Source organism: Microbacterium zouquanmingi, from assembly GCF_052266695.1.
GTDB lineage: Bacteria > Actinomycetota > Actinomycetes > Actinomycetales > Microbacteriaceae > Microbacterium.
Genome location: NZ_JBQPQZ010000005.1, coordinates 272,977 through 284,487, shown reverse-complemented (window position 1 = coordinate 284,487; position 11,511 = coordinate 272,977). Strand labels below are relative to the sequence as shown.

General features: G+C 63.8%; 13 protein-coding genes. 6 read left to right on the top strand and 7 right to left on the bottom strand.

Annotation, left to right across the window (positions count from 1 at the left end; genetic code table 11):
* The coding region (locus ACTU6U_RS12835) for a hypothetical protein (protein WP_443469495.1) at positions 1–575 on the top strand (575 nt) is incomplete at its 5' end.
* Positions 576–816: 241 nt separating this feature from the next.
* Here the strand turns inward: ACTU6U_RS12835 and ACTU6U_RS12830 are convergent.
* Positions 817–1,482: a TetR/AcrR family transcriptional regulator gene (locus ACTU6U_RS12830; RefSeq protein WP_443469494.1), complete on the bottom strand. Its 666-nt coding sequence runs from the start codon at positions 1,480–1,482 to the stop codon at positions 817–819.
* Between the two features lie 187 nt (positions 1,483–1,669).
* On the opposite strand from ACTU6U_RS12830, the gene ACTU6U_RS12825 reads away from it, so the two are divergent.
* Complete coding sequence (locus ACTU6U_RS12825; protein WP_443469493.1) at positions 1,670–2,911, top strand: M23 family metallopeptidase; 1,242 nt, start codon at positions 1,670–1,672, stop codon at positions 2,909–2,911.
* A 20-nt stretch (positions 2,912–2,931) separates the two neighbouring features.
* Here the strand turns inward: ACTU6U_RS12825 and ACTU6U_RS12820 are convergent, their stop codons facing one another.
* The gene (locus ACTU6U_RS12820) at positions 2,932–3,879 is read right to left on the bottom strand and encodes a hypothetical protein (protein WP_443469492.1); all 948 of its coding nucleotides are present in this window, start codon (positions 3,877–3,879) and stop codon (positions 2,932–2,934) included.
* 142 nt (positions 3,880–4,021) lie between these two features.
* Here ACTU6U_RS12820 and ACTU6U_RS12815 point away from each other — a divergent pair, with 142 nt between their 5' ends.
* The gene (locus ACTU6U_RS12815) at positions 4,022–5,701 is read left to right on the top strand and encodes a serine hydrolase (RefSeq protein WP_443469491.1); all 1,680 of its coding nucleotides are present in this window, start codon (positions 4,022–4,024) and stop codon (positions 5,699–5,701) included.
* A 290-nt stretch (positions 5,702–5,991) separates the two neighbouring features.
* Here ACTU6U_RS12815 and ACTU6U_RS12810 read toward each other — a convergent pair whose 3' ends face one another.
* Positions 5,992–6,690: an NADPH-dependent F420 reductase gene (locus ACTU6U_RS12810; protein WP_443469490.1), complete on the bottom strand. Its 699-nt coding sequence runs from the start codon at positions 6,688–6,690 to the stop codon at positions 5,992–5,994.
* A 192-nt stretch (positions 6,691–6,882) separates the two neighbouring features.
* On the opposite strand from ACTU6U_RS12810, the gene ACTU6U_RS12805 reads away from it, so the two are divergent.
* Positions 6,883–7,965: a linear amide C-N hydrolase gene (locus ACTU6U_RS12805; RefSeq protein ID WP_443469489.1), complete on the top strand. Its 1,083-nt coding sequence runs from the start codon at positions 6,883–6,885 to the stop codon at positions 7,963–7,965.
* Positions 7,966–8,116: 151 nt separating this feature from the next.
* Here ACTU6U_RS12805 and ACTU6U_RS12800 read toward each other — a convergent pair whose 3' ends face one another.
* Positions 8,117–8,521, bottom strand: coding sequence for a VOC family protein (locus ACTU6U_RS12800; RefSeq protein WP_443469488.1), 405 nt, complete (start codon positions 8,519–8,521; stop codon positions 8,117–8,119).
* A 10-nt stretch (positions 8,522–8,531) separates the two neighbouring features.
* A complete protein-coding gene (locus ACTU6U_RS12795; protein ID WP_443469487.1) occupies positions 8,532–8,963 on the bottom strand; it encodes a helix-turn-helix transcriptional regulator in 432 nt (143 codons plus the stop codon).
* 133 nt (positions 8,964–9,096) lie between these two features.
* Between ACTU6U_RS12795 and ACTU6U_RS12790 the strand changes: the two genes are divergently transcribed.
* The gene (locus ACTU6U_RS12790; RefSeq protein ID WP_443469486.1) at positions 9,097–9,543 is read left to right on the top strand and encodes a DUF1801 domain-containing protein; all 447 of its coding nucleotides are present in this window, start codon (positions 9,097–9,099) and stop codon (positions 9,541–9,543) included.
* A gap of 9 nt (positions 9,544–9,552) precedes the next feature.
* Here ACTU6U_RS12790 and ACTU6U_RS12785 read toward each other — a convergent pair whose 3' ends face one another.
* Positions 9,553–10,209, bottom strand: a complete 657-nt coding sequence (locus ACTU6U_RS12785; protein ID WP_443469485.1) for a DedA family protein — start codon at positions 10,207–10,209, stop codon at positions 9,553–9,555.
* Positions 10,210–10,314: 105 nt separating this feature from the next.
* On the opposite strand from ACTU6U_RS12785, the gene ACTU6U_RS12780 reads away from it, so the two are divergent.
* Positions 10,315–10,692 carry a hypothetical protein gene (locus ACTU6U_RS12780; RefSeq protein WP_443469484.1) on the top strand — a complete coding sequence of 126 codons (378 nt, stop codon included), beginning with the start codon at positions 10,315–10,317 and terminating at the stop codon, positions 10,690–10,692.
* A 24-nt stretch (positions 10,693–10,716) separates the two neighbouring features.
* Here the strand turns inward: ACTU6U_RS12780 and ACTU6U_RS12775 are convergent, their stop codons facing one another.
* Entirely contained in the window at positions 10,717–11,508 is a 792-nt protein-coding gene (locus ACTU6U_RS12775) for an alpha/beta fold hydrolase (protein WP_443469483.1), read from the bottom strand.
* Between the last annotated feature and the right edge of the window lie 3 nt (positions 11,509–11,511).

The following is an 11,511-nucleotide window of genomic DNA, read 5'->3' as shown; positions in this document are numbered from 1 at the left end:
CGAAATCCTCACAGCGTTGGAGTCAACTAAACCGTCAGCAGTCCCCAATTGACGCGAGCACCTTTGAGTCCGATGGAGTCCGCACGATCACATACACCGACCCCGAAAGTCAGCAGGTTCTGCGCACCGAGACACTTCGCTCCGACAAACAACTGCGCACCCTCGAATGGTCTTGCCTGATTCCTAACGAGAACACTGACCTGCGAGCCATTGCCCACGGCGGACGTATCTCGCTCTCCGGCACGCTCAATGGCAGAGCCGTGTCGCGAGGGTATGCAACTGGACGCACGCCTTGGATGCAAGGACTGATGCTTGACGCGTCAACATTCATCACATCTCAAATGGAGTCACTGGTGATCACCTCGATAGGTTCGTCCGGACGAGGCGCACTGATGGCAGCGGCATTCGAACTCACGAAAGATCGTCGCCAGACCCAACTGGGCAAGACCCAGGCGACCCTCGTGATTCCACAATGGCGCGCATTCTGGAATGCGAAAATGACCTACGGTGCAGAGACAGGATCACTTATCAGGTACAAGCCCATGGGCAAGGGCGAGATGCGCAAGGTGCCCTAACCCACAAGGCATCAGCATGACAGTGTTCCGCTGAGTGGTGGCGCTTGCTGTCTTCCTTACGAGTGCGCAACGAGAACAGCAGGTGCCAGTTCTCGCCCACCAAGTACTCAACGGGACCGGCCCGCAGACGCTGCAAGACCGGCGCAGGTTCAAATCCTGTCAGTCCGACCAAATCCCCGATCAGATCTCAAATCTGGTCGGGGCATCGTCGTCTCGGGGAGCGGTTGGCGCTCTCGGTCCCTTAGTGGTCGGCATCCGCCGCCGACGATCGGCCATGGATGGCGCTGTGGAACGCATCGGCTTCGACGGCCGCACTGTCGGTCAGGGGCGTTGCGGCCGGCGCGCGGAGACCATCGAGCAGGATGTGGTGAACGCGGTCGAGGAGCACGGTGCCGATCGGCTGTGGAAACGCGGCGAGGGATGCAACAGCGAGGGGCGCGAGAACAAGATCGAAACCCGTGACGTCGCTTCGGACAGAGCCTTCGGCCTGCGCTCGCGCGGTAAGTCGTTCGATGGGGGCGACCCAGCGTTCTCCGGGCCGGTAGCTCGGATCGATCGCGGCCATGCGCACCATGATGGGCACGAGTATCGGACTGTCTCGCACGATCGCGATCGTCCCGGCGATGGCGTCGCTTATTCCGGACCAACCGCTGTCGACGTCGTCCAGCGAGTCGAAGAGTTCGTCGAACCGTGCGGCGAATCGGTCGTAGAGCCCGCGGATGAGATCTGAACTGGTGGGGAAGCGGCGGTAGAACGTGGCGGCGCTGACCCCGGCGCGTCGGGCGAGTTCGTTGAGCGGTGCATCGATCGTGCGTTCGGCAAAGTACGTCTCGGCCGCGGCGAGTATCTTCTCCCGACTCTCTGCGACTTCTCGCCGCTCGGCGCGTCGGCGTGCGATCTCCGGCATGACTCCAGAGTAACCGTGACGATGATCAGCGCACTTGAACCGCATCACCGACCATGGACATAATTTCATTATCTGGAGTATATTGTCCGGATAGATAGGACCCTGCGCCGTGCTGGGCCTGAAGGCAGATGCCGCGTTCGATGTTCTCTTGCTGCGGCGAGGGACGAGCAAAGAGATTCAGAGACACATGGAATTCGCACGTCTACGCAAAAAGGCCTCAGCACCACTCGCGCTGCTGGTGGTGTTCGCTACACTCACTCTGGCCAGCGGCTGCTCGGTCGAAGAACCTTCGTCGACGGCGGTCCAGGCGGCGCCCGACAACGCCGCTTCCACTGAAGAGCTCTTCACACCCATCGTGGGTTCAGTGCTCGACGAGCCTCGCATCGTGCGAGGAACCGACGATCGAGATCACCTTGCATATGAGCTCTTTCTGACGAATACCATTGGTCAGTCTGTGACCGTCGACGCGCTCTCGGTGCGGGGCGACGGTGAGGAGATCATGCGGCTCAGCGGTGAGGACCTGTTGCCGTGGATGCGAGCGATGGGAGCGCCCGCCCCGGGCTACGAACTGGCTTCGGGGCAGAGCGCGACCGTCATCCTTGACGTGGCGCTGCCAGTCGGGGGGAAGGCCCCGCAGATGCTGAGTCACGTGATCGAGTTCTCGCCGGAGACGGCCATGCCGCCGATGGTGACCGAGCAGATGGAGCAGACGATTGCACGCGTGCCGGTTTCCCCGTCCACGCCGCTCGTCATCGGTTCACCGGTAAGTGGCGATGGCTGGCTGGACGGCAACGGCTGCTGTGGAGCTTCCGCACATCGAAGCGCAATCAATCCCGTCAACGGTGCCCTGTATGCCCCAGAACGATTCGCGATCGACTTCGTGCAGCTGGATGAAGAATCGCGCATCTTCGACGGCCCGATCGATGATCTCGCAAGCTATGCGTATTACGGTGCGGAGATCCTCGCGGTGGGCGATGGCCCCATCGTTTCTATGAAGTGGGATCTGCCCGAGGAGTCGCCGGGGTCGCATCCGGTCGGATTGGAGCTCAATGAGTACGGTGGCAATCACATCGTGCAGGACCTCGGCGATGGCCACTACGCGTTCTATGCGCACCTGCAGGGAGAGAATCCGGAGGGACTCACTGTCGGTCAGGAGATGTCGCGCGGCGACATATTGGGATACCTCGGTAACTCGGGTAACACCGACATGCCGCACCTGCATTTTCATGTGATGGACTCGCCGCTGCCGCTCGGCTCCAATGGGGTGCCGTTCGTGTTCGAGTCGTTCACACTCACCGGCACCGTGAACGATGCTGAACTAGAGGAGTGCATGTCGCGGTCGCAATCTTGCGGCGTCGTTGCGTCAGATAAGGCGGTGATGAAGAAGGTCATGCCGCTACAGCAAGACGTGATCAGCGTTCCCGACTGAGTCGACGGGCCCTCTGCGTGTCAGCGCATGGTCGGCTTTCCGTCCGCGCCCCAGGCCGCCCCTAGGGCGAACAATGTCGACACGCCGTATTGCTCCATCGCCGTCGCGATCCGTCTCCTTCCCGTTCGTGGGTTGATCCCGAGGCGGCGAGAGGCCGCGTCGAGAGTGACCCCCTGCGTCATCAGCGCAAGAAGCGGTGCCCACGACTGCTCTGCGCCGCCGATCGGCTCGCCGCGATGCCAGAGTTCGCGGAACAGGCTCCGGCCCAGCTCCGCGAGCGAGGCGCTGCGGACTCCGATCACGCTGGACGGCCACCCCTCGCCCCACTCGATCGGCAACGCGAGCACATCGCCGTCGATCCAGAACCAACTCGGAAGATCGTCGAGAATGCGAAACTCCACTCCGACGGCCGCGTAGCGCTCAGCGATCGCCACGAGCCGCGGATCCGCTGCCATCGAGCGGGGGAGAAGGGCCCGCACCGATTGCTTGCCGGCGAACATTTCGGCGAAACGGCTGGTTCGAGCCGGATCGGACTGCAAATAGCGTTCGAGATCGGGAAGCACTGACCAGGCGGTGTCGCTGTGCTCGCGCGCGACGTCGTACCAGAGGTCTTCCGCTGCGTGCGGCCCGTGCCGCACGAAGACCGGAACGACATCGCCTGAGGTCTCACCGACAGCCCAGTGGCGCAGCAGACCTGGGAGATCCGCCACGAGCGCTTCGATTCGTGCGGTCGCCTCATTCACCGTATTGCGCATCGCACGCGCTTCGCCTTCGACGACATCTGCCGTCCAGGTCACCGGAGTCGAGTACGCGATCTTGCCATCGTGCAGCGAGATCGTGCCACCCTGCTCGAGGCGTGCAACGGCATCTGCGGTCTCACCTTGGTTCGTATGCGCGGTGGTGGCGAGCTCGGCCACCGTCTCAGGCCGGCTGCGGTAGATGAGCTCGAGCAGTGCCTTGTCTTCCATATCGGCCTCCGGAGTGGGTGTGACACCATCATCGCCTATCTGACCGGTTTAGGACGCCCTCTAGCGGTCATGGCCTCAAGCGGAGGTTGCTGTGTCCTCTTCTGTCCATGCACACTGGAAGAAAGCCGACGGAGGCACCGACATGAACGGCAACAGCAGCACCAACAACAAGGGGATTGCACGCGGTGTCGCCGTCTCGGCGGTGGCCGCTCTGACGCTGGGAATCACGGCGTGCACCGCAGAGGCGACCGCGGAGTCCTCGCCTTCGAGCACTTTGTCCGTCGCGCTCGGACAAGACCCCAGTCAGGATGTTGTCGATCTTTACACGGATCGCGATACGGCAGTGGACGCAGCCCTCGATGCGCTTCCCGCGTTCATCGAGAAGGCGCTCACGCAGACCGGCGTCCCCGGCGCAGCGGTAGCGGTCGTCTCGAACGGTGAGGTCGTGTTCGAAGAGGGCTACGGTGTGCGGGACGTGACGACGGAGGAGCCCGTCGATGCCGACACCGTCTTCCAGATCGCGTCCCTGTCCAAGCCTCTTTCGTCGAGCATCGTGGCCAAAGCCATCACCGACGACGCGGATCTGTCCTGGGAAGATCCGGTTGTCGAGTACCTCCCCGACTTCGCGCTGAACGACCCGTACGTGACCGAGAATGCGAAGATCGCCGACTTCTTCTCGCACCGCACGGGGATTCCGACCGGTGGCGGGGACGATCTCGAAGACGTCGGCTTCGATGCGGACTACATCATGGCCCAGATGGACCAGATTCCTCTGGCATCGTTCCGCGACACCTACCAGTACTCCAACTTCGGGCTGACGGTCGGCGGCGAGGCCGTCGCGGCGTCGCGCGGGCAGACGTGGGTAGAGACCGCGCACGAACTGTTGTTCGAGCCGCTCGGCATGACATCTACGACCGTCGTTCACGACGAATACCTCGCCGCTGATGATCGCGCGGCGATGCATGCGCGCACCGGAGAAGGCGTCTATGAGCAGCTGTTCGACCGAGACGCCGACGCCGAAGCTCCCGCCGGCGGCGTCGCCTCCACCGCTGGCGACATCGCGAAGTGGATGAACATGGTGCTGGCGAACGGCGAGGTCGACGGTGCGGAATTCATCGACCCGCTCGTGCTCGCGAAGACTTACTCGGCCCATTCGATCACCGGCGGCGATGCCAAGAACCTGCTCTCGCGCACATCGCACTACGGCTTCGGCACGAACGTCGGCGCGACTGTGACGGGGCGGGTCAGCATCAGTCACTCCGGTGCATTCGGATGGGGGGCCGCCACCAACGCCACGATGATCCCTGACCTCAACCTCGGGATCGTCGTGCTCACCAACGGAGCGCCATCGGGGGTTCCAGAGGCGATCGTCTCAGAGTTCCTCGATCTCGTGCAGTTCGGTGAAGAGACGCGGCCATGGCTGGACATGTGGCCCGTCGTCTTCGAGCACTTCTCCGATCCGGCCGGTGACCTCGTCGGCGAAGAACCGCCCGCGGATGCCGCGGAAGCGGGGCCGGCGGGTGACTACGTGGGCACATACACGAGCCCCTACTTCGGTGACTTCGTCATCACGGAGGAGAACGGAATCCTCACCGGCGCGCTCGGACCTGACGGCGGCTATACCTTCGAGATCGACCCGTGGGACGGCGACACGCTTTCGTTCGTGCCGACCGGTGAAAACGCCCTGCCCGGCTCGCTCTCCTCGGCGGTATTCGTCCGCGAGGGCGAGCAGATCACCGGGGTTACGCTGACGTACTTCAACAAGTTCCCGGAGCCCGGTCAGGAACCGAACGGGCTCGGCGTCTTCACCAGGGCCGACTAAAGCCCACTCGTAGGTGCGCAACGGTAGCCCTCGTCCAGCGCTACTTCAACCCCCTCTGCGGGAGTGGTCCAGCCCGAGAAACTGTAGGCGAGGCAGCGCGATCGCCTCAGCCCGTGACCGCAGAGCTCGGAGAACAGGGCGGGGCGATCTCTCACCACAAGACGTCTGAGCATGCAGCATCCGAAGGTCTTCGGGCGGACGCAATTGGCAGCAGATCCGCGCTGAGGATGCAAGCGCGGCCACCGCTCGCGCGTAGTCGCATCATCGACCTGGTGCGGCATAGGGCCGGGTCATGCCGATGCATCATCCTCTCGTGCTCGCGCCACGATGATGCCGCGCTGCGAACCCCAGAACCCATCGAGCATCTCGCGCAGCTGCACGGCGTCGACATCGGCGCCGAATGCATCCGCCCCCGGTTCCAGCATGATGCCGTTCGCGAGGGGGCCGGCCAGCACCGGGTCGAATCCCAGGTCGTCGACGAGGGAGGCGACAGTCGCCACAGCATCCGAATCGTCACCGGCGATGGCGATCGCCTTGCGGCCGGGGGATGCCGTCGGGCGCGCTTCATCCGCAAGATCCTGATATCCCATGTGGCTCAACGCCTTCACGAGATGCGCGCCCGCGAGGTGGCGCTGCACGAGCTCGCTCGTGGAGGTGCGCGGATCGCTCAAATCATCACGGATGCCATCGGAGGCCCACCAATAGTTCATCGCGTCGATTACGAGCTTGCCTCGCAGCGCGTCGGCCGGGAGAGTCTCATACTCACCCAGAGGAAGCGCAAGAATCACCGCATCCGACTCCGTGATCGCTGTCGCGCTCGAGACGGCAACCGCTCCGAGTGCCTTCATCCGTGCGGCGATGAGCGCAGCATCCCCCGATCGTGCGACCAACACGCGCACGCCTGCTGAACTCGCGAGGCGGGCCAGTGCGGAGCCGTGGCGGCCAGCGCCGATGATCCCGAGCGTTCGTACTCTGTGCGCACTCTCCACTCCGCCATCGTAAGTCCGGGCATCAGCGACATGGGTGGTGAAGCCGGGTGATGTGACTGGTTAGGCGGCGGGTGAAGAATGGCGCGGAACGCGCCGCCGCGCTGATCCGGCTCCATAGGATGTGATCGTCTGGTCCAAGTCGCCTCGGGATGGCCGAGAAGTTGAAGAAGAGAACGGATGGGTTAGCGGATTATGTGCACACGAGTGGTATGGCCTGATGCAGGCGGTTCGGTCATCGTTGGTCGCAACATGGATTTCCACATGGATCTCCTCACGAACCTTTGGAAGTTCCCTCGGGGTGTCGAGCGCACGGACGGTGTGAACGGAGACCTCACCTGGAAGGCGAAGTACGGCAGCATCGTCGCCACCGCCTTCGACCTCATCGCCACCGATGGCATGAACGAAGAAGGATTCGCCGGTCACATCCTGTGGCTCGCTGAGTCCGACTACGGCAAGCCGAAGGACTCCGACACGCAGCTGAGCCAGGCGATCTGGCTTCAGTACTACCTCGACAACTTCGCAACGGTCGCCGAAGCGGTCGAGTGGACGAACTCCTCGCAGGTCAAGATCTCGCAGCTCTTCGACCCGACCGGACACCTGGTTCCGACTCTTCACCTGGCCATCAACGACGCCAGCGGCGACTCAGCGATCATCGAGTACACCGATGGCAACGCGAAGGTCTACCACGACCGCGCCTACCAGGTCATGACGAACTCCCCGACGTTCGACAAGCAGCTCGAACTCGTGAAGCAGATCGATGGTCTCGGCGGAGACAAGCCGCTTCCCGGCTCCACGCTCGCGAGCGACCGCTTCGCACGCGCGTCGTTCTACGTGGCCCACCAGGTGCAGCCCAAGACGCAGATCGATGCGATCGCCGCGATGTTCAGCATCATCCGCAACGCCGCTCAGCCGTTCCGCACGCCGGAGCCCGGCAAGCCCGACGCATCGCAGACGATCTGGCAGGTCGTGCTCGACCTCACCAACAAGCGCTACGTCTTCGGCTCGACCACACGCCCCAACCTGATCTGGGTCGACCTCGACGAGGTCAGCTTCGCCGAGGGCACCAAGACCCTGAAGCTCGAGCTCGTCAGCCGCGAAGCTCTCGAGACGGGCTTCGCCGGCAACGTGAGCCACCAGTTCCGCGATCCGGGCGAGCTCGCGTCCAGTGTCATCGACACGGGCATCAAGGCGCTGGAGTTCGTGGCGAAGAAGCAGGACGAGTTCGCGGCGATTTCGAAAGCCGTGCAGTCTCTGGTCGGCAAGAAGAAGCCGTAATCACGCAGACATAGAAGAGCCGCCCGCTGGAACCCACAAGAGAGTCCTCTTTTTTTCTCCCCCGGTTTCGCCCTGTTCTCCCGAAAAAANGCAGACATAGAAGAGCCGCCCGCTGGAATCAGCGGGCGGCTCTTCTGTGTGCGCACAGCGGTTACGCCTGGTTCACGCGGACGAGGTTTCCGGCCGGGTCGCGGAAGGCGCAGTCGCGAACGCCGTAGAACTGATCCGTCGGCTCCTGCACGATATCGGCGCCCGCCGCCTCCATTCGCTCGAAGAGAACCTCCAGATCATCGGTGGACAGAGTGACGGCACCGTAGACGCCCTTGGCTACGAGCGTCATGATCGTCTCGCGCTCTTCGTCCGAGATCCCCGGGTCAGCGGCCGGTGGATGCAGCACGATCGAGGTGGAATCAGCGACGGGGCCGACCGTGATCCAGCGCATGTTCTCGTAACCGACGTCGTTGCGCACCTCGAAGCCGAGCAGGTCGCGGTAGAAGCCGATGGCGGCATCCGCGTCAGTGTGGGGGAGGAACGCGTTGTGGATGGTGATGTTCATGCACGTAACGCTAGGCGGATGCTCCCGCGGATGCTTCTCGATTTCTGACCGGTCTGGTCACCTGACGAGCAAGACACGGCGGGATGCCGTCGACAGAACGCGATGGGTCGTCGCGGTAGGCACTGGGGGATACCCCAACGAGCTCAGAGAACCTCGTGCTGAATGTGCCAAGCGAAGAGAAGCCCACAGTGAAGCAGATCTCGGTGACGGTGAGGTCGCCGCGGCGCAGCAGCATCATCGCGCGCTCGATGCGGCGGGTCATCAGGTATGAGTAGGGCGGCTCACCATAGATGCGGTGGAATTCTCGGCTCAGATGCCCCGCAGACATGTGCACACCGCGAGCGAGATCCTCGACGTTCAGCGGCCGTGCGAACTCGCGGTCGATCCGGTCGCGCACGCGACGCATGACGATGATGTCCGCGTGATCGCTTGATCCGGCCATGCGACCATCCTGCCAGCCGACGCCGCACATGTGGATGTCGGTGAGCAGATTCGTCAGGAATCGAGAAGCGCCGTGCCGTTCGTCCTCGATAGCGTGGCAACCGAAGACACGCAGCGATCGAGGAGACGAGACGATGACGAAGAACGGCGCCGGAGGATTCTCCGCAGAAGAACGTGCGGCCATGAAACAGCGCGCCGCGGAGCTCAAGGCCGATGCGAAGCGCGCGAAAGGCGCGGAGAAGGCTGCGGCGGAAGAAACGGAGCAGTTGGCGAAGATCGCGAACATGCCTGATGGAGATCGTGAGATGGCCGAGCGTCTGCAGCAGATCGTCGCCGATGTCGCGCCCGACCTTGCACCGAAGCTGTATTACGGACAGCCTGGATACGCGCGGGACGGCAAGGTCGTGGTGTTCTTCCGCAGCGGCCAGATGGACAAGGAACGGTACTCGACGTTCGGTGTGAGTTCCCGGGCGGCGCTCGATGAGGCGAGTGGATTCTGGCCGACGTCGTACGCACTCATCGACCCGACGGAGAAGGCATGGGAGGAGTTGGGCGAGATCGTCCGGCGCGCCGCCGGGTGAGGCGGGGCGCTAGTCGATGGCGACTTTGCGGGCGGCTCTGGTGCGGCGCATCTGCCGGACGCGCAGGAATACCCAGACAACGACCGCGACGATGACGACGGCGATGACGACCTTCTGGAAGATTCCCGCGTAGTCCTCGACGATGTGCCAGTTCGCGCCGAGGAAGAAGCCGGCGAGAACGAAGATCGTGTTCCAGATGGCACTGCCCGCCAGCGTGAGGAGGGTGAAGCGCAGAAGCGGCATCCGCTCGATGCCGGCGGGGATCGAGATCAGGCTGCGGAAGATCGGAATCATCCTGCCGAAGAACACCGCTTTGGAGCCGTGCTTCTCGAACCAGGCTTCGGTGCGTTCGACATCTTCGACTTTGATCAGCGGCAGGCGCTCGGCGATCGCGTACATCCGGCGACGTCCGAGCCATGCGCCGATGCCGTACAGAATGAGTGCTCCCACGACAGAACCGACCGTCGTCCAGATCAGCACCTCAACGAGGCCCAGCGATCCCTTCGCGGCGGTGAAGCCCGCGAGCGGCAGGATGATCTCACTCGGCAGCGGCGGGAACAGATTTTCCAGCGCGATGGCGAGGCCGGCGCCGAACCCGCCGAGTGTCTCCATGAGCGAGACCGCCCAGGCAGCGATCGCGTTGAGGTTCTCGGCTCCAGCATCCATGGATTCCAGCGTAGGGAAGCGCACCTGTGGATTCGCGTAGAACGTTCGGCGTCAGCACATGCAAGTGGCCTACCTCCCGCGGTCCCGAGTTCGTAGGCTGTAGCCATGGACAGGACGATCGTCATCGCGGTTCCCGCCCCGATTCCGCACGGGCATCGCGTCGAGGTGATCGAACGCGTGGAGGAGAACGATCAGCGCACGGTCCTGATCGTGACCGACCTGGAGACTCGCATCCGCTATCAGCAGGGATCGGCGATCCTGGGAACGACGTCATGGGTGGGTCGGGTGCTGGAGTGCACGATCATGCCCGCGCGTGAGGGGGTCAGAACGTCGCTGCTCGTCGATCCGGTCGGCCCTGGTGCGGATGCCGCGGACGTCGCGTTGCGCGAGGCGGATGCTGCAGCATCCGCGGTGACGAGCGAAGCCCTGCGCTGGGGCGGAGCGGACCGCAGACCGGAGCCGGAGGCGCCGCGATTCTGGTGAGCAGGTGTCTGCTTGCTGAGTGCATCACTGCAGTGCGGCGAGGATCGCACGCGAGACGGCAGCCGGGGCATCGAGCGGCGCGATATGACCTGCGGCAGGGATGACGTGCTCGTCGATGCCCTCGTGCTCGGCCCACCGAGGCATCGCGCTTGCGATATTGCCCGTGCGGTCCTCCGCACCGCGGATGAGCGTCAGCGGCACCGGAGAGCGGTAATCGGGATCCGGGGCGACGAGTGCGACCGTCGCCCGCCAGACATCGAGGAACACGGGTTTCGGCATCCGCGCGAAGCACGCCCTGGCGTACTCGATCGCGTCAGGTGTGGTGGCGGATGCCGTTGCCATCAGTCTCGGCAGCCGCGAGCGAGGGATCACCGCGAGTAAGGGCGCAGCGAGGCGCAGCGCCAGCCGCTCCAGCCAGGTGAGCGGGCCCGCATTCCACGTCGAATCGACGACGACCAGACGTGCAGGAACATCCGGGTGCCGACGGGCGAACTCCTGCACGAGGTTGCCGCCCAGCGAGTGTCCGACGAGTGTCGGGCGGGTGAGTCCGAGATGGTCGATCAACGCGGCGAGATCGTGCAGGGCATCGTCGCCGCGGAAGCGCGTGCCGTCTTCAAGAGCGGAGGATCCATGTCCGCGCAGGTCCCAGCTGACCGCACGGTGGCCGGCGTCGACGGCGGCAGCGAACTGCGCATCGAACATCGCATGATCCACGCCGGCGCCGTGTGTGAACACGATGGGAGCGCCATCTTCGCCGGAATCGATGTAGTGCAGTAGCGCGCCAGGGCGGGTGAGCGTCTCAGACAGGTGCACCATGCT